The following is a 19200-nucleotide window of genomic DNA, read 5'->3' as shown; positions in this document are numbered from 1 at the left end:
CTTAAGCCAGCCGTTCGATGCGGACAGAGGGAGAGGTTTGCTTCAGGCGGCCGCCCATGGCCACGATCGGCAATTCGGGCGCGTTCCACCGCTGGGCCGCCGAGACCGTCTCGGCGACGCCGCCGACGGCGCGGGCCAGGGCGTGCGAGCGCGTCTGCCTCTCGACCACGGCCGCCGCATAGAGCGCGGTCAGGAGGTCGCCGGTTCCGTTGGGCGCCGTGTCGATCTCGGCGTGCAAGGCCAGCCAGGCTTCGTCGGCGGTCGCCAGGACCGCGCCGATCTCGTCGCCGCGCCGCACCGACGAAACGAGAACCGGCTTGCCTAGCTGGCGCGCGGCCCGCAGGGCGGCCGTCGGCTCATGAGCGTCCACGCCTGTCAGCCACTGCAGCTCCCAGGCGTTGCAGGCGACGAGGTCGGCGCGCGGGATCAGGGTCTTGGCGATCGCTTCGGCGGTCTCGGCGGCGACGTAGAGGCCCTTGCCTTCGTCGCCCATCGTCGGATCGACGATCACGGTCGGAGCCGGCGCGAAGGCCCCGTCGCGGGGCGCGGCGCGAACGGCGTCGATGGCGCGCCCGGCCGCCTCAACCTGGGCGGGGCTGGCGAAATAGCCGGTGATGACGAGGTCGGTCAGGCCGAACAGCCCGTTGGCGGCGATCCCGTCCAGCATGCCCTCGAAGATCTCGATCGGCGTCGCCGCGCCGCCGGGCGGGCCCCAGCCGGGATGGCGGCCGAACAGCACGGTCGGGACGACCATGGCGTCGATCACAAAGGGCGCGAGGGCGGCGGCCTGGGCGGTCGCGCCGACCTGGCTGCCGGCGACGTGGCTGGAGAGGATCAGGGCGAGCGGCATGCCTAGCGCTTAGCCGAGCCTCACAAGCTTGAACAGGCGTGCGCGGCCCCAGAAACGCAGAAGGGCCCGCCGCTTGCGCGACGAGCCCTCCGAAAGCCGAAACTTGCTCGGCCTAGTAGCGGTAGTGATCCGGCTTGAACGGACCCTTTTCCGGCACGCCGATATAGTCGGCCTGGTCCTTGCGCAGCGTGGTCAGCTTCGCGCCCAGCTTTTCCAGGTGCAGGAAGGCGACCTTCTCGTCCAGGTGCTTGGGCAGGGTGTAGACCTTGTTGTCGTACTTGTCCTTGTTGGTCCAAAGCTCGATCTGGGCCAGGGTCTGGTTGGTGAAGCTGGCCGACATCACGAAGCTGGGGTGGCCGGTGGCGTTGCCCAGGTTCACCAGGCGACCTTCCGACAGCACGATCAGCTTCTTGCCGTCCGGGAATTCCACGTGGTGGACCTGCGGCTTGATCTCGTCCCACTTGTAGTTGCGCAGGGCCGCGATCTGAATTTCCGAGTCGAAGTGGCCGATGTTGCAGACGATGGCGTTGTTTTTCATCTTCCGCATGTCGTCCAGCGTGATGACGTCCTTGTTGCCGGTCGCCGTCACGAAGATGTCGGCCTTGTCGGCGACATCGTTCAGGGTCTGGACTTCGTAGCCTTCCATCGCCGCCTGTAGGGCGCAGATCGGATCGACTTCGGTGACGATCACGCGAGCGCCGCCTTGGCGCAGCGAGGCGGCCGAGCCCTTGCCCACGTCGCCGTAGCCGCAGACCACCGCGACCTTGCCCGACAGCATGACGTCGGTGCCGCGACGGATCGCGTCGACCAGGCTTTCACGGCAGCCATAGAGGTTGTCGAACTTGGACTTGGTGACGCTGTCGTTGACGTTGATGGCCGGGAACGGCAGCTCGCCCTTCTGCGCCATCTGGTACAGGCGGTGGACGCCCGTGGTGGTCTCTTCCGACACGCCGCCGATGGCCGCGCGGATCGCCGAGTAGAAGCCCGGCTTTTCGGCCAGGTACTTCTTCATCACGGCGTAGAGGGCTTCTTCCTCTTCGTTCTGCGGGTTGTTCAGGATCGAGGGATCCTTCTCGGCCTTGGGGCCCAGCACGCAGAGCAGGGTGGCGTCGCCGCCGTCGTCCAGGATCAGGTTCGGGTAGCCGCCGTCATGCCACTCGAAGATCTTGTGGGCGTATTCCCAGTACTCGACCAGGTTCTCGCCCTTGAAGGCGAAGACCGGGATGTCGGCGGCGGCGATGGCGGCCGCGGCGTGGTCCTGGGTCGAGAAGATGTTGCACGAGGCCCAGCGAACTTCGGCGCCGAGCGCGACGAGCGTCTCGATCAGCACGGCGGTCTGGATGGTCATGTGCAGGCTGCCGGCGATGCGGGCGCCCTTCAGGACCTGCTTGGGACCGTACTCCGCGCGCGTGGCCATCAGGCCCGGCATCTCGGTCTCGGCGATGGCGATTTCCTTGCGGCCGTAATCGGCGAGCGAGATGTCCTTGACGATGTAGTCGGCCACGTGCGGCTCCTGCGGATGGGATCTTGAGGCGGCTTATACCCCGCCCAGCCCTTCCGAGCAATTAACGCATAAAGATATCCTTATGCGTTGCTGAAGCTAGAACCCCAGCTCCGGCTGCATCGCGCCCGGCTGCTGTGTCTCGGGCAGGTGGCAGGTGAAGGTCGAACCATTGCCGGGCTCGCTCTCCAGCGCCACCCAGCCGCCGTGCAGCTCGACCAGCGCCTTGACGAGGGCCAGGCCGAGACCCGGACCGCCGCGATCGCGGCCGACGAAGCGGTCGAAGATATGGGCCTGGACGTGGAACGGCACGCCGCGGCCGGTGTCCGAGACGTCCAGCCGCACCTCGCCCAAGGCCCGGCGGGCCGACAGGGTGACGCGGCCGCCCGGCGGGGTCTGGCGCAGGGCGTTCTCGACCAGGTGGTCCAGCGTCTGGGCCAGGCGCTTGGCGTCGCCGCGGATCAGGCCGACGTCCTCCTCGCACTCGACCGCCAGAGTGACCCCGCCCAGCTGGGCGTCCTTCAGGGCCCGCTCCTGGGCGTTCATCAGCAGGTCCGAGACGCGGATGTCCTGAATCTCCAGCGCCATCTCGCCGGCGTCGATCTGGGCCATGTCCAGGACATCGTCGATCGAGCGGGCCAGCTGGGTGGCGGCGGCGCGGACGGCGGCGACGTGGTTGCGGCCGCGCTCGGACAGGCCGTCGGCCCGCTCCAGCAGTTCCGAATAGCCGATGATCGTCGTCAGCGGCGTGCGCAGTTCGTAGGAGACGTTGCCAACGAAGTCGCGCTTCAGGCGCTCGGCCTCGTCCAGGGCCGCCGAGCGGTCGGCCAGAGCGCTCTGCAGCTCGCGGGTGTCGGTGACGTCGGCGAAGGCGATCAGGGTCGCGCCGTCCGGCAGGGGACGGCTCTGGTAGACGACGATGCGGTCGTCCGAGGTGCGCACCTCGCCCGAGGTGGGCGCGCGCATCTGCGGGTCCGGATCGGCCACGCGGCCCTTCAGTTCGCGCCAGAAGGCGAGGTCGTGCAGGCGCGGCACGCACAGTTCGACCACGCCCTCGAAGTCGCCCGCCGCTTCCAGGGCGTGCGGCGTGACGTTCCAGAAGGTCTCGAAGGCTTCGTTGTGCAGGCGCAGGCGGCCGTCCGAGCCGAACACGGCCACGGCGTCGTTCAGCTTGTCCAGCGTCGCCTGCTGCACCTGGATCAGGGCGTTGTACTGGGCCTTCAGGCGCAGCTCGCCGGTGATGTCGGAATAGATCAGCAGCATGCCGCCCAGCGGGTGCGGCTGGCGCACGACCTTCAGCGTCCGGCCGTCGGGCAGGTGCCAGAGGTCGTCGGCCTGCGGGCCCAGGCTCTCGTAGCGGGCCAGCTCGGCGGCCTTCCAGACGGCGTAGTCGATCGTCTCGGGCAGGCGGCGGCGCTGGCGCAGGCGGTCGAGGATCTCGCCGTGGGTCGGACGGTCGGCCAGCCAGGCGGGCTCCAGGCCCCACAGCTCGGCGAAGGCGGTGTTGTGGAACGACAGGCGCCGCGTGGCGCTGAAGATCGCCACGGCCTCGGCGATGTGGTTGAGGGTCTCGTCGTGGGCCTCGACGTGCTTCTTGAAGGCGTCGCGGACGTCCTCGATTTCGGTGACGTCGGCGCAGAAGACGCCCACCCCGCCGCCTTCCAGAGGCTGGGCCGAGAGGCGGAAGGCGCGGCGGCGGCCCTCCAGATTGACCCAGCGGATCGCCTCGCTGCGCTCGCCCTTGGTGGCGGCCTCGACGACCATGGCGTCCACGGCGCGATCGAAGCTCTTGCCCAGCAGCGCCGGGGCCGAGGCCGAACCGGCGCCGACCGCCCGCACGAAAGCCGTGTTGCCCCAGACCGCCTGACCGTCGGCCCCGGCGATCCAGGCGGGCTCGACTACGCTGTCGACGAAAGCCGCGAAGCGGGCGGCCGAGGGCAGGCCCGCGTCGTGGCCGCTGACCGGCGCGAGGCGCAGCCAGGCCATGGCGCCGGCCGCCCGCCCCTCGACGGACACCCAACCGCCCTGGCCGCGCGCGTCGAAGGCGCATGACTGGCCGCGCTCGAACAGGGCCGAAAGTTTCTGCGCGTGATCGGGATCGGCGCCGCCCAGCGCGGCGACCACCGCCTGCACGTCGGGAGACACGCCCAGCACCTGGGCGCAGGCGTCCAGCCCCTCGGCGCCGGCCATCAGGCTGGCGCGACCGCCCTCGACGGCGATGACGGCGGAGTCGAAGGCCTCGACCCAGGCCGGCGCCTCGGCGTCGCCGCCTTGCAGGGCCAGCCGCGCCTTCAGGGCGGCGATCCGCGCCTCGAAGCCCCGCCGCTGGCCGAACGCCCACAGGGCGACGCAAAGCGCGAGGCACACCGCCCCGGCCGCGGCCGCGAGGATCAGGTCATACGAAGTCATCAAAACGGGTCGCTGCCCCAGCGGGTCTTCGAATCAGAATCCCAGATTAGTCGGGTCATGACCAGAGCGCGATCAAGGCCGCCCGTGGCCCGCTGACTCGATTTCGGGAAAAACGGACGCTGGCGCCGCCCGCCAATCGCTCTATTTGGAAGTCCATGACCTGGTCCGACCGCCTCGCCCCGTCGCTGGACGACTTCGCCGCCCTGGGCAAGGCGGCCTTCGACGCCCTGCCAGACGGCTTCCGCCAACTGGCCGGCGACGTCGTGATCCGGGTCGACGATTTCCCGGACGAAGAGGTCCTCGACGCTCTGGGCATCCAGGACCCGTTCGAGCTGACCGGCCTCTATCAGGGCGTCGATCTGGGCCAGCGCTCGGTGCTGGACTTCGCGACCCAGCCGTCGCGGGTGTTCCTGTATCGCCGCCCGATCCTCGACGAATGGGCCGAACGGGGCGACGTCAGCCTCGGCGACCTGATCACCCACGTGCTGGTCCACGAGATCGGTCACCACTTCGGCCTGTCGGACGACGACATCCACCGCATCGAGGACGAGGCATGAGCCCCCATCCTGGCCCAATCTTCGATACAGACGCCTGGCGCGAGCGCATGGACGAACGCTGGTTCGACACCGGCGTGGCTATCGCCGAAAAGGGTGATGTCGACCTCGTGGCGATCGAGGACGAGAAGGTCACGGCCCATGTCACCGGCAGCGTCGGCGACCTCTACGTGGTGGAGCTCCGCGCCCCGGCCGGCGAAGGGACCTGCACCTGCCCCGGCTTCGAGAAATTCGGCGCCTGCAAGCACCAGGCGGCCGTAGTCGCCGCCGCCAACGGGGCGGACCTCGGCAAGGTTCGCGACCGGATGGCCCGCCTGCGCGACGGCCTGGCCGTGGACAGCAAGGAAGCCCTGATCGAACGCCTCGCGGAGCTGGCCCGCCTTCAGCCGGCGGTTCTGGCGGCGCTGGAGGGGCGGAGCTAGTTCAGCGCGGCGTACGCCGCCGGACTGACGCCGCTGGCGCGCTTGAAGGCTCGCCCGAAGCTGGACACCGACGAGAAGCCGCAGCGATAAGCGATCTCGGCCACCGGGACCGCGCCTCCCGCCAGAAGCGACTTGGCGCGGCTCATCCGCCGGCCCGCGACGTAGCGATGGGGCGGAACGCCCATGGCCACCTTGAAGGCGCGCGCGAAGTGGAAGGGACTGAGACAGGCGATCGCCGCGAGGTCCTCGATCCCAAGCGCCGCCTCTATATTGTCCTCAATGAAGTCCAGCACGCGCTGGAGGCGGCGCGGATCGAGCCCGCCCGGCGCCGCGTCGGCCCATGCGGACACATCGCCGGCGTGGACGCTCGCCAACCGCGCGGTCAGGGCCAGGGAAAGGCAGTCGGTCAGCAAGCGTCCGCCGGAGGTCTCCTCCGCGAGCTCGGCCGATAGCGCCATCCCCAGGCCAAGCAGCACCTGGTCGTCGACGTCCGACGCATAGCGGATCGCGCTGGCGGACAAGCGCCGACTGGCCAGACGTCCGCCCAGGTCGCCGAACCGGTCGGCGGGCAGATAGATGTGCAGGATCCGCGAAAGATCGCCGCTGATCCGGATCGAATCCTCGCGCACCGCCGGCGGGCAGAGCCAGATCGCGCCCGTCGTCACCCGGGCCTCCTGGCGCTCGCCGTCGCCCCGCCGCGTCACCGTCGCCGAACCGTCGCCGGCCAGGGCGAGGGTGATCTCCAGATGCTCGGAGACGATGTCCGGAATCTCGCCAGCCGGATGGTTGCGCATCTCGGCCGCGACGCCCGACCAGCCGCGCCCCACCGACGTGGCCAGCAGGCCAGCGTCGGGGAACTTCCACTCCCCATGCCCCGTGAACGCTGCCAACTCGTCACGCATCGTCGCTCTCCGCGCCTGCGCTGCCGTCGCCCGTTTTGATTAAGCCCCTGGCGGCGGGGCGACACAACACTCGGGGCGGGAATCCATCGTCATCGGTCGATTTGAGCAAATCCGGCACAGCCACGCGCAAGACCGGGCAAAGCCGAACCCAAACCCAGTTCCTAAAATGGCGCCGCTGTGATCCTGGCGGGGGGACAAGACGCCATGTTGCAAGACCTATCAGCATCGCCGGGCGCGCAGCCCTTCGTGCTACCCAACCGAATTCTGACCCTGTTCGACGCCATGGAGACAGCGCTGGCCGAGGACCTCGGCCTGGCGACGGGCGAGGCTCAGGTCCTGATCAGTTCCCTAGAGCGCACGATCGCCACGCGCGCGCGGCGGGAGGCCGGGCAGGGCCTAGTCGCCTGGCAGGTCAGACGTATCGAGGCTCATGTGGCCGCGCGCATCACGTCGCCGATCACGGTGCGGGAATTGGCCCAGGTGTTGCGCCTGAGCGCGGGACGCTTCTCGCGGAGCTTCAAGGCGCGCTTTGGACAGAGCCCGCGCGCTTGGATCGCCCTGCAACGCATCCGTCGCGCCAAGCGCCTGATGCGGCAAAGCCGCGCCGGCTTGAGCGAAATCGCCCTGGAGTGCGGCTTCGCCGATCAGGCCCATTTCACCAACACCTTCCGGCGAGCCACGGGCATGCCCCCTGGGGCTTGGCGGCGCGCGATCGAGCTAGGCGACGCATGAACCGGTCTAGAGAAAATCGTCGATCGGCTTGCGCTTGGGCCTGGCCTTAGGCCGCTCCCACATCACGCCGGGATAGCCCTTCAGCGGGACCAGCTTGCCGCCGCCATAGGCCCAGTCCGCCGCCTGATCGAGGGACGTGTGGTAGCGCGGCTCGCGGCCGGTGCGGGTCTCGAACAGCGCGCGCGGCAGGTTGATCATGGTTGGCGACCGTTGGCGCGCCATGAACAAGGGTGTCCCGCACCGAGCGCAGAAGCCGCGCGTGGTCCCCTCATGCTCGTGGCGGGTGACCAGCCCCTCCCCTTCCAGCCAACGGAAGCGGCTTCGGTAGCTGGCGACATAGGTGACATAGGCGCAGCCCTGGGCGCGTCGGCTGGCGGCGGAGTGGTCGTGGAACGCCCACCGCGCCGGCACGCCGATGGCCAGCCGGACCGCGCCGCAGGCGCAGGCCCCTTCAGCTTCCTCGGCGGGCGGTTTCAGGGCCTTGGGCATGGCGCGTCTCCGGCGGTGGCGGCCCCGTCATACAGCACGCGGCGTCAGCCTTGTGTCAGCACCCGCTCCACCCAGCCCGGCACGACCTCACTGGCGGGCCCATACAGCTTCTCATCGAACATGTAGGCGTTGGCGGACGGCTCCAGATTGATCTCGCAGGTCGCCACGCCCATCGCCCGGGCCTCGGCGACGAAGCCGGCGGCCGGATAGACCGAGCCCGAGGTGCCGATCGAGACGAAGAGGTCGGCGCGGGAGAGGGCCTCATCGATCTCTTCGAGGAAAAGCGGCGTTTCCCCGAACCAGACGACGTGCGGGCGCGCGCCATCGGCGCGGCCACAGCCCCTCGCAGATCGCCTCGCCGGTCAGGGGCGTCATGTCGGGCTTGAGCGCCTGGCAGTGATCGCAACGCGTGACCGCCAGTTCGCCATGCATGTGGACCACCCGCCCGGATCCGGCCTTCTCGTGCAGGTCGTCGACGTTCTGGGTGCAGAGGAAGAGCTCGCCGCCCCGCGCCTCCAGCTCGACCTCCAGCCGGGCCAGGGCGTGATGGGCGGCGTTGGGCGACGCCTCGCCCAGGTTGGCCCGGCGGGCGTTGTAGAAGGCGCGCACACGGGCCGGGTCGCGCGCGAAACCCTCGGGCGTGGCGACGTCCCGCAGGTCGTACTTCGTCCAGACACCATCCTTGTCGCGGAAGGTCCCCAGGCCGCTCTCGGCGGAGACGCCCGCTCCCGTCAGCACGAAGATCCGCATTCCGCCTCCAGGCCCTCTTGGTCAACAAACCTGACGCTGCCGTCATTTTTCATTTGACCCGCGTCAAGCGTTGAGTTGACAGTGTTCAGATACGAGGATCCGCGCAAGACGGACCCGTCATAAGCGATGTCACGCGGCGCATTAGGGAGCCACGCCATGACGGACAAGAATATCACCAAGGACGCCATGTACGACGCGGTAGCGCCGGACGACTTCGAGTCGATGCTCGAACTCGACCGCTACGGCGCCCGCTCGACCGCGTTCGACAAGATCATCTCCGCGACCCACGACCACTTCTGGGATCCGCTGGACAAGGCCTATATCGACTTCGACGAGCCGTTCGACATGGAGAACCAGGCGCTGGTTCCCGAGGACATGGTCATCGCCCTGTCGACCGACTACGTCTCCAACCACCTGTCCGACCCCAAGCAGCGCATCCGCTTCATCAACCAGTCGGTGCTACGGAACTTCTCGTCGATCCTGCACGGCGAGCAGGGCGCGCTGAACCTGTCGGCCAGCCTGTGCCACGTGCTCCGGGACCAGGGCGCTCAGGAATACGCCGCCAACCAGACCCGCGAGGAAGCCCGTCACGTCACGGCCTTCGCCAAGTACATCAAGGCCCGCTGGGGAAAGCCGGTCGAGTGCGGCCCGGCCCTGAAGAGCCTGCTGGTCGAGATCATCGGCGCGCCCGAGGTCTACAAGAAGATCATCGGCATGCAGATGCTGGTCGAAGGCCTGGCCATGGGCGCCTTCGCCACCTTCTACAACACGATCAACGACCCGGTCGGCAAACGCCTGCTCCAGCTGGTGATGACCGACGAGGCCTTCCACCACAAGTTCGGGAAGATCTGGGCCGACCGCACGGTGCCCAAACTGACCGCGGAAGAGCACGCCATCATCGAGGACTGGGCGGCGCACTGCTTCCAGACCCTGCTGTTCAACCTGGTCTCGCCGCACCAGCAGCTCGACCTCTACGCCGAGTTCGGTCTCGATCCCGACAAGGTGGTCGAGGAGTACGGGAAGATCATGACCGACGACGTGCGTCGGGAGAACATGAAGGAGCAGACCAACATCTTCCGGGTGCTGGTCAAGACCCTGCTCAACGCCGGCATCATCACCGACCGCACCCGCGCCTTCTACGCCATGTACGTCGATCTCGACGAGCTGAAGAGCGAGGGCGAGCGGATGGTCGGCGACGATATCGCCGAGGAAGGCATCCGCCACCTGCAGGCGATCAACTTCAAGGACCGCCCAACGGCCGCGATTAACATCGCGGCCGAGTAAAAAAGACCGCTGGTCGGCGGTCAGCATCGCCGCCGAGTAGGGCTTCCCACCACCCCGCCGGCGCAGCGCCGCCCCGCCGGAACTCCGGCGGGGCGGTCGTCGTTTCAGGGTCCCGCTTCGTCCGCCGAGCGCGCCAGATCGTATCCGTGATGGCGGCTTGGAACGGAGCCGCCCCATCCCGGAGTTTTCATGCGCGCCGCCCTGCTCGCCCTACCCCTCGTCCTGTCGCTGAGCGCCTGCGTCTCCGGTCCCAGCGGCAATCCGAACCCGCCGCAGCCGGCCAAGACCGTCGAACTCGATCGCTATCTGGGCAAGTGGTACGAGGTCGCGCGCTACGACATGCGGTTCGAGAAGGACTGCGAGGGCGTCACCGCCGAATATTCCAAGCGCACCGACGGCCTAATCCGCGTGCTCAACACCTGCCGCAAGGGCGCGTTGGACGGCCCGGTGAAGACCGCCGAGGGCAAGGCCAAGGTCGTCGACACGACGACCAACGCCAAGCTGAAGGTCAGCTTCTTCGGTCCCTTCTTCGGCGACTACTGGGTGCTGGATCGCGCCGACGACTATAGCTGGGCGATCGTCGGCGAGGGGTCGGGCCGCTATCTGTGGCTGCTGTCACGCCGCGTCCCCAGCCCGACCGACCGCGAGGCCTTGACCGCGCGGGCCAAGGCGCTGGGCTACGACGTCGGCATGCTGCGCCAGACAAAGCAACCCGGCCCCTGGGGCTGATCAAGGTAGGGCTTCCGGTGCGGCGACCGCCGTGGAAGACTGGCTGCATGAAAACCGCGCTGACCTTCTTCGCCCTCGCCGGCCTCCTGGCCACGACCGCCTGCACCGACAGCAAGCGGGCCCGCAACGACGCGACTTGGACCGACCGCCCAGCCGACATCACCTGCTGGAGCTATGGGACCGAGACCTTCAAGGGGCGGTCCACGGGCAAGGTCGAATACGACGAGGGCCGCATCTCGTTCGTGGACGCGGTCAGCCACCGCTACACGACGGTCGATGGCGAGTGCCGCGTGGTCTACGAGCCGCGAGGCCAGTAGCCCGCCGCGGCGCCTTCGGGGTCAGGCCTCGTCCGCAGGCGCCGCTCCGTCTCCCCAACCGCCCATGCCGCGATAGATGTCGTCGCGCAGCTCGCGCACCTGGCGATTGAGGGCGTTGAGGTCGTCGGGCGCGTGGCCGGACGTCTCCAGCAGCGCTGCGGCCAAGCAGCCCGCCTTTTCCCGCAATGCCCGCCCCGCCGGGGTCAGGGTGATGATCACCTGACGCTCGTTCTCGGGGTTGCGCGCGCGGCGCACCATGCCGGCCGCCTCGAGACGTTTCAGCAGCGGCGTCAGCGTGCTGGATTCCAGCGCCAGCTGGTCGGCGAGGCGGCCGACGGGCTGCTCGTCCTGGGCCCACAACAGGTTCAGCACCAGATACTGCGGATAGGTCAGCCCGAGGGCGTCGAGCAGGGGCTTGTAGGTCCGCTGGATGGCGATCCCGGCGGAGTAGATGGCGTAGCAGAGCTGGCCGTCGAGGGGGGGCGGGGGTGTGTCGGTCATGGCGATCTCCTCTCCTCCATATAGGCGCGAACCGCAATAATACATATCGCGATAATTTTTTGCTGGACGCGGCCGATTGTCGCCGCTACAAGACACATATCGTGATAACAGATATCGCGGAAACATTCACAAGGAGACGCCCCGTGACCCGCTCGTTCCGCAACATCCTGATCGCCGCCGCCGCCATCGCCGGCCTGGCCTCCGCCGCCCAAGCCCAAACCGCGCCGTCGGGCGCCCGCAATGTCGTGCTGGTCCACGGCGCCTTCGCCGACGGCTCGGGCTGGCGTGGGGTCTACGACCGCCTGACCGCCAAGGGCTACAAGGTCAGTGTCGTCCAGAACCCCCTGACTTCGCTGGCCGACGACGTCGCCGCCACCCGCCGCGTCCTGGCCCGCCAGGACGGCCCGACGATCCTGGTCGGCCACTCCTACGGCGGCACGGTGATCACCGAGGCCGGCAACGACCCCAAGGTCGCGGGCCTGGTCTATGTCGCCGCCCTGGCCCCCGACACCGGCGAGTCCACGGGCGACCAGTTCGCGGAGATCCCGGCTCCCCCCGGCTTCGTCATCGAGGCGCAGTCGGACGGCTTCGGCTTCGTCAACCTGGCCAAGTTCAAATCCGGCTTCGCCGGCGATGTCAGCGACGCGGACGCGGCCTTCATGCGCGACTCCCAGGTGCCGATCGCCATGTCCGCCTTCGGCGACAAGGTCACCCAGGCCGCCTGGCGCGTGAAGCCCAGCTGGTTCGTCGTGGCGACGCAGGACGGCGCCATCGATCCGAAGCTGCTGCGCAAGACCGCCACCCGCATCGGCGCCGAGACCGTCGAGATCAAGGGCAGCCATGTCGTCTTCTTGAGCCAGCCCGAGGCGGTCGCCAACGTCATCGACAAGGCCGCCAAGACCGCCGGCCAGAAGACCAACTGACCGCGACAACGGCCAGAGACCAAAGACAAGCCGCCGGCGCGTCCCCCGCGCCGGCGGCTTTGCGTTTGGCGCTCGCGCCCTTGATCCGCGAACAAAGCTGGAACATGATCGCGGGCGATGGACGTGATCATCCAGCTGCAGAGCCGACCGGAAACCACCCTCGCCGTGACGCGGGGGGCGGGTCGGTTATTGGTCGACCTGGGCTACGCGCCGCTGGCCGAGGTGACGCTGCCCAACGGCCGCCGCGCCGATCTGATGGCGCTTGGCCCCAAGGGCGATCTGCTCATCGTGGAGGTGAAGTCGGGGCTGGAAGACTTCCGCGTCGACCGGAAGTGGGGCGAATACGCGCCGTTCTGCGACGCCTTCTACTTCGCCGTCGCCCCGAGCTTTCCCGAAGGCGTGCTGCCGGACGAGCCGGGCCTGCTGGTGGCTGACGGCTTTGGCGGCGCGGTCGTGCGCGAGGCGCCGCTGACGCCGCTGGCGCCGGCGCGCCGCAAGGCCCTGACGCTGGCGTTCGCCCGCCTCGCCGCCCTGCGGGCGGCGGGGGTGAACGCCGAGCGTCTCAGTCTTTAGCTAGTCGAGGTTGCGGGCGATCAGGAAGCCGACGCCCAGGCCGATCGCGAAAGCGCCCAGGGCGACGCCCAGCGGATGCTCCTCGGCGACATGGTGAGCCACCTGGGCCTTGTCGCGGGTCCAGGCCGCGCCGACCTTGGCCTTGTCGGCGGCGAAGGTGCGGGTCTGCTGGGCGACCTCGGTGGCCGTCTCGCGCGCGGATTTCACCGCCTTGCTGACAGCTTCCTTGGCGCGCTTGGTCTTTTGAGCGGCGGTCTTCTCGGCGCTGTCCAAGGCCGCGGCGGCGGAAGAGGTGTCGGGAGTGAAGCTGGTGACGTCGGTCATGGGGGGAGGCTCCTCGGCTTGAACTGAGTTTAACACGTTGCCGCCGCTTTAGTTCTCCCGCACCACCTTCAAAACCGCCTCGCCGTAGCGATCGAGCTTGCCCTGCCCGACGCCGCCGGCCTTGCCCAGAGCAACCAGGGTCGCCGGTCGCGCGGCGGCGATCTCGGCCAGGGTGGCGTCGTGGAAGATGACGTAGGGCGGCACGTGCTGGGCCTGCGCCGCCTCCTTGCGCCAGGCGCGCAGCGCCTCGAACAGAACCTGATTGTCGGCCGGGATGCTGAGGGCCTTGCCCTCCCGGCGCTTGCGCAGGCTCCCTCCGCCGCGACCGCCGCTCTCGGGGGCGTCGACCATCTGGCGCAGGGCCACCCGCCGCTCGCCGCGATAGACCTGGCGCACGCCTTCGACGTCGCCCAGCCCGACCAGCGGGCGGCCGTCATTGGGATCCTCGCGCAGCAGGCCCTCGAAGATCAGCGTGTCGAAGAGGTCGCGCCAGGCCGGCTGGCTGAGCTCGCGGCCGATGCCGAAGGTCGGCAGCTGGGCCTCGCTGGGGGTGACGTCCTTGGTCTTGCCCAGCAGGTGTTCGATCACCCGCCCGCGCCCGAGGCGACCGCCCAGCCGGTGGACGGCCGACAGGGCCTTTTGCGCGGCCTCCGTGGCGTCGACGGCGGCCGGCGGCGAAACGCAGATGTCGCAGACCCCGCAGCGCGCCACGCCCTCCTCGCCGAAATAGCGGCGGACGGCCGCCGCGCGGCAGGTGACGCCTTCGAGCATGGCGTAGAACTGGCGCAGCTTACGCGACTGGACCTGCTTGACCTCGTCGGGGGCCTCGCGGGTCTCGATGCGACGGGCGGCCCAGGCCATGTCGGCCGAGCCGTAGAGGGTGATGCCCTCGGCCGGCTGGCGGTCGCGGCCGGCGCGGCCGACCTCCTGCCAATAGGCCTCTATGGCGGCGGGCGGGTCGGCATGGATCACGAAGCGGACGTCGGGCTTGTCGACGCCCATGCCGAACGCGATCGTCGCCACCATCACCGCCGCGTCGGCCTCCAGGAAGTCCTCAAGCCGACGCGCCCGCACGCCCTTGTCGAGTCCGGCGTGATAGGCCAGGGCCGGCACGCCCTCGGCGTTCAGCTTCTCGGCCAGCTTCTCGGTGGCGTCGCGCGAGCCGGCGTAGACGACGCCCGAACGCCCGCGCCGCTCCAGCACCAGCTCGACGACCCGGTCGTGGCCCTTGCCGCGCTTGCGCTCGGCGCTGAGCGCCAGCTCCGGGCGGGCGAAGCTGTCGACGAACTCGGCCGCGCCGTCCAGGCGCAGCTCGGCGCGGATGTCGTCGCGGGTCCGGGCGTCGGCCGTGGCGGTGACCGCCAGGCGCGGCACGTCGGGGAACAGCTCGGCCAGCCGACCCAGCATCCGGTACTCGGGCCTGAAATCGTGGCCCCACTGGCTGACGCAGTGCGCCTCGTCGACGGCGACCAAGGCCAGCGGCGTGCGCGACAGACGCTCCAGCATCCACGGCTGCATCAGTCCCTCGGGCGAGAGGTAGAGCAGGTCGACCTCGCCGGCGTCGATCCGCCGCCAGATGTCCGAGCGCTCGTCCAGCGAGATGTTGCTGTCCAGCCGCTCGGCCGCCACGCCCGCCTGGCGCAGGCCCTGGACCTGGTCGGCCATCAGGGCGATCAGCGGCGAGACCACCAGGCCGACGCCCGGCCGGATCAGCGACGGGATCTGGTAGCACAGGCTCTTGCCGCCGCCGGTCGGCAGCACGGCCATGGCGCTGCGCCCGGCCAGGATCTCATTGACCACGCCGGCCTGCATGCCGCGGAAATCGGCGTGGCCGAACGTGCGGCGCAGGACGTCGCGCGCCTGATCGAGCTCTGGGGATTCGGGAGGAACGTACACGGGCGTGGTTATGGCGGTCCGCCCGCGCCGCGCCAAGGCAGGATCGCAGGCGCCGTCGTTTCTCTTGACTTAGCCAATTAGCTAATTCACTAATATCGCCATGAACGAGGTCTTCAAGGCCCTGTCGCACCCGGCGCGACGCCGCATGATCGCCATGCTGCGGGACGCGCCCATGGCGTCGGGCGACATCGCCAGCCGCTTCGACATGGCCTGGCCCACGGTCACCGCCCACCTCGCGGCGCTGAAGGCCGCCGGTCTGGTCGAGACCGAGAAGGACGGCGCCTCCGTCCGCTACCGCCTGGTCATCTCGGCGGTCGAAGAAGCCCTGGCGTTCATGATGGACCTGATGGGGACCGGCGAGGGCTCACCCCCGGACGGCAAGGAGAGCAAGCCATGAAGGACGACGAAGACCTGCGCGGGACCAACACCGGCCTGCGGCTGATCGATCTGGTCACGATCGTGGTGGTGGCCGCGATCCTCGGCGCGGCGGTCATCGTATGGCAGGCGGGCCCGCCCGGCCCCATGCCGATGCATTTCACCGCCTCGGGGCGTGTCGACCGATGGGGCGACCGCACGGAGATGGCCAGCGTCATCGCCTTCCTCGCCCTGTTGGCCGGCGGCGTTTCCGTCTTCTGCGTGGCGATGGAAAAGCAGAGCCGTGATCCTGCCGCCGAACGCTTCACCTATCGGCTAGGCCGGATCATCGTCCTGGCCGTATCGGCCCTCGTGTCGGCGCTCCTGACCGCGATCGCCTTTGGCCGCCTGCCGGCGACGGGCGACGAAGGTCCGTTCCTGCGGCTGATGATGGGCGGCCTGTCGGTGATCTTCCTGGGCATGGGCGCGTTCCTGGGCCGGGCCAAGCCCAATCCAGTTGTCGGCGTGCGCACCTATTGGGCGCTGCGCAGCCGCCTGGCCTGGGACAAGTCCAACCGATTGGCCGGACGGCTGTTTGCGATCATCGGCGTCCTGGGTCTGCTCGCCACGCCCATCGCGCCGCTGCCCTACGGCTTCCATGCCCTGACCATCGCGATCCTCGTCGCGAGCCTGGCCGCGGCCTTCGAAAGCTGGCGCGTCTGGCGCACCGATCCGGATCGCGCCTGAACGGCCTGAAAACCGCCGCGTTCATATCTCGTCAATCTTGTCGCGCGTTTTGTGGGGTTCAGCTAAACGGAACGCGCTTAAAGACCCCCCGGCGCGCGCAGGAACGATACCATCATGGCGAACGGACCCTTCGGCGGAAACAAGCCGGCGAAGCCGCAACGCACCCCGTTTCAGGCCCTGGTCTATTGGGGAACCGTACTCGGGATCTGGGGCCTGATCTTTGTCGTGGCCTTCTTCGCGGTGTTCGCCCGCGACCTGCCCGACACCTCGACCCTGTACGACGTCAAGCGCCAGCCCTCGATCAACTATCTGGATCGCTCGGGCGCCCTTTTGGCCGTGCGCGGCAGCCAGTACGCGCCGCCGGTCGACATCGACGCCCTGCCCGAATATGTGCCGGCCGCCTTCGTGGCGATCGAGGACCGCCAGTTCTATCACCACTTCGGCTTCAATCCCTGGGGCATCATCCGCTCGGCGGTGTGGAACGCCACCCATGACGGGCCCCAGCGCGGCGGCTCGACCATCACCCAGCAGCTGGCCCGCAACCTGTTCCTGAGCCCCGCCCAGAACTATCGCCGCAAGGCCCAGGAGCTGATCCTGGCCGTGTGGCTGGAGATGAAGTTCTCCAAGAAGCAGATCCTGGCCCTCTATATGAACCGGGTCTATTTCGGCGCCGGCGCCTATGGGATCGAGGCCGCCTCGCAGCGCTATTTCAACAAGCCGGCCAAGGAGCTCTCCATCGGCGAAGCGGCCTTGCTGGCCGGCATGATGAAGGGCCCGGCCCGCTACTCGCCGGTCTCGGCCAAGGAGCGCGCGGCCCGCCGCGCCACGATCGTCCTCGACGAGATGGTGCGCATCAAGGCCATTACGCCCGAGCAGCGCGACGAGGCGTTCAAGACTCCGGTGCAGGTCTCGGCCACCCTGGCCAACCAGCGCGCCCAGTACTTCACCGACTATATCGACGCCCAGGTCCGCTCGCTGGTCGGCGAACCGACCGAGGACCTGGTGGTCGAGACCACCCTGGACCTGCCGATCCAGGTCGCCGCCGAGCGCGCCGTGAAACAGGGCGTCGAGAGCTATGAAAAGCAGGGCGTCCAGCAGTCGGCGCTGGTCGCGATCGACGGTGAGGGCCGCATCCGGGCCTATGTCGGCGGCGCCGACTACGCCGACAGCCAGTTCGACCGCGCCACCACCGCCCGCCGTCAGGCCGGCTCGGCCTTCAAGCCCTTCGTCTATCTCACCGCCATGGAGCAGGGCCGCACGCCCGACGTGGTGGTGGTCGACGAGCCGGTGAAGATCGGCAACTGGGAGCCGCGCAACTACACCGGTAAATATCTCGGCGCGATCACGATGCAGACGGCCCTGGCGGAGTCGATCAACACGGTCGCCGCGCGCCTGGCCAGCGAGGTGGGCACCAGCAACGTCGCCAACACCGCCCGGCGGCTGGGCATCACCAGCAAGATCCAGCTCGACCCGTCGATGGCCCTGGGCGCCGTCGAGGTGTCGCCGATGGAGATGGCCCAGGCCTACGCCCCGTTCGCCAACGGTGGGTTCCTGGCCAAGGGCTACGGCATCGAGCGCATCCGCACCGCCAAGGGCAAGGTGCTCTACGACCACAATGTCGACAAGCAGGCCCGCGCGGCGGTGATCGGCTCGCCGGCCCTGCAGTACATGAACCAGATGATGCGCGAGGTCGTCGCCGCTGGCACCGGCAAGCGCGCCGACGTCCCTGGCTACGACATCGCCGGCAAGACCGGCACGACCAGCGATTATCGCGACGCCTGGTTCGTCGGCTACACGGGCGGCTTCGTGACCGCCGTCTGGACCGGCAAGGACGACAACACCACCATGCGCCGCGTGACCGGCGGCGGCGCCCCGGCCGAGATCTGGCGTTCGTTCATGACCGCCGCCCTGCCGCGCCTGAAGGCCACGCCGATTCCCGGCGGCGTCGCGCCGCCTCCGGAAGCGCCAGACCCGATCGGCGACCTGCTCAACCCGACGCCCGAGGGCCCCGCGGCGGAAACGCCAGCCGGGACCGCCCCGCCGCCTGGGCAGCTGCCGTACTGATCGAAATCCTCCCCCTAGCGGGGGAAGTGTCGGCGTAGCCGATGGAGGAGGGGAAGAACCCGGAGACCCGGCCACGCCCCCCTCCGGCCTTCGGCCGCCTCCCCCACAGGGGGAAGATTTTCATCTCACGCCCCGATCGCGTGCAGTTCCGCGGCGTGGGCCCGCAGCCACGCCCGATGCGGCGCCGGATCACCGGCCAATAATTGCTCGCACAAGGCCCAGAACCTGGGCCCGTGGTTGGCTTCGATCAGGTGCGCGCACTCGTGGGCGGCGACGTAGTCGGCCACCGCCGCCGGAGCCAGGATCAGCCGCCAGCTGTAGCGGATCGCCGCCGCCGCGCGCGGCGTGGCGGGCCGGCATGAGCCCCAACGGGCCTTCGGATCGGCCACCGCCACCGACGGCGTCGGTCGGCCCAGGGCGGCGGCGTGAATAGCGGTGCGTTCGGTCAGCACCGTCAGCGCCTCGCGCTTGGCCAGGCGGATGACCTTCAGGCCCCAGTTGGGGTCATCGGGCGCGACGATGCGGCCCTCTTCAAGCCGGGCGCGGCCGGGACCGACCTCGAGGCGATAGGGCTTGTCGTTCAGACGCAGCACGCCGCCCGGCGCCAGGCTCTGACGTTGCGGCAGGGCCTCCAGCTGCTTGGCGATCCAGCCGGACTTCTCCTGGGCGAAGGCGACGGCCTCGTTCAGGCGGCGCGGGCTGGGCGCCAGGGCGACGACTTCGGACTTGGCGCGATCGACCCGCAGCGACACCCGCCGCGCCCGGCCGTCGACGCGCAGCCGGACCGGCCAGCCGCCGATCTCCAGCCGATCGCCGTCCAAGAACCTCTGAGCCATGCGCGAGAACATGGGCCCTAGATCGCGTGCGGTGGGCCGCGCC

The 19200-nt window shown here is 69.1% G+C and carries 20 protein-coding genes and 1 pseudogene; 11 read left to right on the top strand and 10 right to left on the bottom strand.

The features are described 5' to 3' along the window. Position 1 precedes the first annotated feature (1 nt). From CSEG_RS01140 to divL, 3 genes are all read right to left on the bottom strand, one after another. On the bottom strand, positions 2-850 hold the full coding sequence (locus tag CSEG_RS01140; protein WP_013077415.1) for a pyridoxal kinase: 849 nt from the start codon (positions 848-850) through the stop codon (positions 2-4). Between the two features lie 112 nt (positions 851-962). Then, positions 963-2354 (bottom strand): adenosylhomocysteinase, encoded by a 1392-nt coding sequence (ahcY, locus tag CSEG_RS01135; RefSeq protein WP_013077414.1) that lies wholly within the window; start codon positions 2352-2354, stop codon positions 963-965. Positions 2355-2450: 96 nt separating this feature from the next. After that, positions 2451-4760 (bottom strand): cell cycle protein kinase DivL, encoded by a 2310-nt coding sequence (gene divL, locus CSEG_RS01130; protein WP_013077413.1) that lies wholly within the window; start codon positions 4758-4760, stop codon positions 2451-2453. Positions 4761-4915: 155 nt separating this feature from the next. Here divL and CSEG_RS01125 point away from each other — a divergent pair, with 155 nt between their 5' ends. Beyond that, positions 4916-5317, top strand: a complete 402-nt coding sequence (locus tag CSEG_RS01125) for a metallopeptidase family protein (protein WP_013077412.1) — start codon at positions 4916-4918, stop codon at positions 5315-5317. After that, the gene (locus CSEG_RS01120) at positions 5314-5736 is read left to right on the top strand and encodes an SWIM zinc finger family protein (protein WP_013077411.1); all 423 of its coding nucleotides are present in this window, start codon (positions 5314-5316) and stop codon (positions 5734-5736) included. The genes CSEG_RS01125 and CSEG_RS01120 overlap by 4 nt, the downstream gene beginning before the upstream one ends. Here CSEG_RS01120 and CSEG_RS01115 read toward each other — a convergent pair. Continuing rightward, positions 5733-6638, bottom strand: a complete 906-nt coding sequence (locus CSEG_RS01115; RefSeq protein ID WP_013077410.1) for a helix-turn-helix domain-containing protein — start codon at positions 6636-6638, stop codon at positions 5733-5735. The two genes, CSEG_RS01120 and CSEG_RS01115, sit on opposite strands and share 4 nt — an antisense overlap. 204 nt (positions 6639-6842) lie before the next feature. Here CSEG_RS01115 and CSEG_RS21390 point away from each other — a divergent pair, with 204 nt between their 5' ends. Next, positions 6843-7370, top strand: a complete 528-nt coding sequence (locus CSEG_RS21390) for a helix-turn-helix domain-containing protein (protein WP_013077409.1) — start codon at positions 6843-6845, stop codon at positions 7368-7370. A 6-nt stretch (positions 7371-7376) separates the two neighbouring features. On the opposite strand, the gene CSEG_RS01105 is transcribed toward CSEG_RS21390, so the two are convergent. Both CSEG_RS01105 and CSEG_RS01100 read right to left on the bottom strand, forming a co-directional pair. Continuing rightward, a complete protein-coding gene (locus tag CSEG_RS01105) occupies positions 7377-7859 on the bottom strand; it encodes a GFA family protein (RefSeq protein WP_013077408.1) in 483 nt (160 codons plus the stop codon). Between the two features lie 44 nt (positions 7860-7903). Continuing rightward, positions 7904-8609: pseudogene (locus CSEG_RS01100) on the bottom strand (SIR2 family NAD-dependent protein deacylase). Between the two features lie 156 nt (positions 8610-8765). Here CSEG_RS01100 and CSEG_RS01095 point away from each other — a divergent pair. The 3 genes from CSEG_RS01095 to CSEG_RS01085 all read left to right on the top strand — a co-directional run bounded on the left by CSEG_RS01095 (position 8766) and on the right by CSEG_RS01085 (position 10939). Beyond that, a complete protein-coding gene (locus tag CSEG_RS01095; RefSeq protein ID WP_013077407.1) occupies positions 8766-9893 on the top strand; it encodes a ferritin-like domain-containing protein in 1128 nt (375 codons plus the stop codon). A 189-nt stretch (positions 9894-10082) separates the two neighbouring features. Next, complete coding sequence (locus CSEG_RS01090; RefSeq protein WP_013077406.1) at positions 10083-10622, top strand: lipocalin family protein; 540 nt, start codon at positions 10083-10085, stop codon at positions 10620-10622. 47 nt (positions 10623-10669) lie between these two features. Beyond that, positions 10670-10939 (top strand): hypothetical protein, encoded by a 270-nt coding sequence (locus tag CSEG_RS01085; RefSeq protein ID WP_013077405.1) that lies wholly within the window; start codon positions 10670-10672, stop codon positions 10937-10939. 21 nt (positions 10940-10960) lie between these two features. Here CSEG_RS01085 and CSEG_RS01080 read toward each other — a convergent pair whose 3' ends face one another. Continuing rightward, entirely contained in the window at positions 10961-11440 is a 480-nt protein-coding gene (locus CSEG_RS01080) for a MarR family winged helix-turn-helix transcriptional regulator (protein WP_013077404.1), read from the bottom strand. A gap of 143 nt (positions 11441-11583) precedes the next feature. Between CSEG_RS01080 and CSEG_RS01075 the strand changes: the two genes are divergently transcribed. Together CSEG_RS01075 and mmcB are read left to right on the top strand one after the other, a co-directional pair. After that, positions 11584-12363 (top strand): alpha/beta fold hydrolase, encoded by a 780-nt coding sequence (locus tag CSEG_RS01075; RefSeq protein ID WP_013077403.1) that lies wholly within the window; start codon positions 11584-11586, stop codon positions 12361-12363. Between the two features lie 117 nt (positions 12364-12480). After that, positions 12481-12936: a DNA repair putative endonuclease MmcB gene (mmcB, locus tag CSEG_RS01070; protein ID WP_013077402.1), complete on the top strand. Its 456-nt coding sequence runs from the start codon at positions 12481-12483 to the stop codon at positions 12934-12936. Here mmcB and CSEG_RS01065 read toward each other — a convergent pair whose 3' ends face one another. Next, positions 12937-13260, bottom strand: a complete 324-nt coding sequence (locus CSEG_RS01065; protein ID WP_013077401.1) for a hypothetical protein — start codon at positions 13258-13260, stop codon at positions 12937-12939. It abuts the gene before it with no gap. 48 nt (positions 13261-13308) lie between these two features. Beyond that, positions 13309-15156: a DNA helicase RecQ gene (gene recQ, locus CSEG_RS01060; protein WP_013077400.1), complete on the bottom strand. Its 1848-nt coding sequence runs from the start codon at positions 15154-15156 to the stop codon at positions 13309-13311. A 100-nt stretch (positions 15157-15256) separates the two neighbouring features. Between recQ and CSEG_RS01055 the strand changes: the two genes are divergently transcribed. From CSEG_RS01055 to CSEG_RS01045, 3 genes are all read left to right on the top strand, one after another. After that, complete coding sequence (locus tag CSEG_RS01055; protein WP_013077399.1) at positions 15257-15553, top strand: metalloregulator ArsR/SmtB family transcription factor; 297 nt, start codon at positions 15257-15259, stop codon at positions 15551-15553. Further along, on the top strand, positions 15550-16257 hold the full coding sequence (locus CSEG_RS01050; RefSeq protein ID WP_013077398.1) for an SdpI family protein: 708 nt from the start codon (positions 15550-15552) through the stop codon (positions 16255-16257). The genes CSEG_RS01055 and CSEG_RS01050 overlap by 4 nt, the downstream gene beginning before the upstream one ends. 114 nt (positions 16258-16371) lie before the next feature. Then, entirely contained in the window at positions 16372-18321 is a 1950-nt protein-coding gene (locus CSEG_RS01045) for a transglycosylase domain-containing protein (RefSeq protein ID WP_013077397.1), read from the top strand. 125 nt (positions 18322-18446) lie between these two features. Here CSEG_RS01045 and CSEG_RS01040 read toward each other — a convergent pair whose 3' ends face one another. After that, complete coding sequence (locus tag CSEG_RS01040) at positions 18447-19169, bottom strand: M48 family metallopeptidase (RefSeq protein WP_013077396.1); 723 nt, start codon at positions 19167-19169, stop codon at positions 18447-18449. Positions 19170-19200: the final 31 nt, after the last annotated feature.

Source organism: Caulobacter segnis ATCC 21756, assembly GCF_000092285.1.
GTDB classification, from domain to species: domain Bacteria; phylum Pseudomonadota; class Alphaproteobacteria; order Caulobacterales; family Caulobacteraceae; genus Caulobacter; species Caulobacter segnis.
This window is presented reverse-complemented; position numbering and strand designations above follow the sequence as displayed.

Bases quoted from the DNA above. Each gene is read 5' to 3' on its own strand.
- CSEG_RS01080 (WP_013077404.1), bottom strand. From the start codon at position 11,440: ATGACCGACACACCCCCGCCCCCCCTCGACGGCCAGCTCTGCTACGCC.
- CSEG_RS01105 (WP_013077408.1), bottom strand. From the start codon at position 7,859: ATGCCCAAGGCCCTGAAACCGCCCGCCGAGGAAGCTGAAGGGGCCTGC.
- mmcB (WP_013077402.1), top strand. From the start codon at position 12,481: ATGGACGTGATCATCCAGCTGCAGAGCCGACCGGAAACCACCCTCGCC.
- CSEG_RS01090 (WP_013077406.1), top strand. From the start codon at position 10,083: ATGCGCGCCGCCCTGCTCGCCCTACCCCTCGTCCTGTCGCTGAGCGCC.
- CSEG_RS01095 (WP_013077407.1), top strand. From the start codon at position 8,766: ATGACGGACAAGAATATCACCAAGGACGCCATGTACGACGCGGTAGCG.
- CSEG_RS01065 (WP_013077401.1), bottom strand. From the start codon at position 13,260: ATGACCGACGTCACCAGCTTCACTCCCGACACCTCTTCCGCCGCCGCG.
- CSEG_RS01140 (WP_013077415.1), bottom strand. From the start codon at position 850: ATGCCGCTCGCCCTGATCCTCTCCAGCCACGTCGCCGGCAGCCAGGTC.
- CSEG_RS01040 (WP_013077396.1), bottom strand. From the start codon at position 19,169: ATGTTCTCGCGCATGGCTCAGAGGTTCTTGGACGGCGATCGGCTGGAG.
- CSEG_RS01045 (WP_013077397.1), top strand. From the start codon at position 16,372: ATGGCGAACGGACCCTTCGGCGGAAACAAGCCGGCGAAGCCGCAACGC.
- divL (WP_013077413.1), bottom strand. From the start codon at position 4,760: ATGACTTCGTATGACCTGATCCTCGCGGCCGCGGCCGGGGCGGTGTGC.
- CSEG_RS21390 (WP_013077409.1), top strand. From the start codon at position 6,843: ATGTTGCAAGACCTATCAGCATCGCCGGGCGCGCAGCCCTTCGTGCTA.
- CSEG_RS01050 (WP_013077398.1), top strand. From the start codon at position 15,550: ATGAAGGACGACGAAGACCTGCGCGGGACCAACACCGGCCTGCGGCTG.
- CSEG_RS01115 (WP_013077410.1), bottom strand. From the start codon at position 6,638: ATGCGTGACGAGTTGGCAGCGTTCACGGGGCATGGGGAGTGGAAGTTC.
- CSEG_RS01055 (WP_013077399.1), top strand. From the start codon at position 15,257: ATGAACGAGGTCTTCAAGGCCCTGTCGCACCCGGCGCGACGCCGCATG.
- CSEG_RS01125 (WP_013077412.1), top strand. From the start codon at position 4,916: ATGACCTGGTCCGACCGCCTCGCCCCGTCGCTGGACGACTTCGCCGCC.
- CSEG_RS01120 (WP_013077411.1), top strand. From the start codon at position 5,314: ATGAGCCCCCATCCTGGCCCAATCTTCGATACAGACGCCTGGCGCGAG.
- CSEG_RS01085 (WP_013077405.1), top strand. From the start codon at position 10,670: ATGAAAACCGCGCTGACCTTCTTCGCCCTCGCCGGCCTCCTGGCCACG.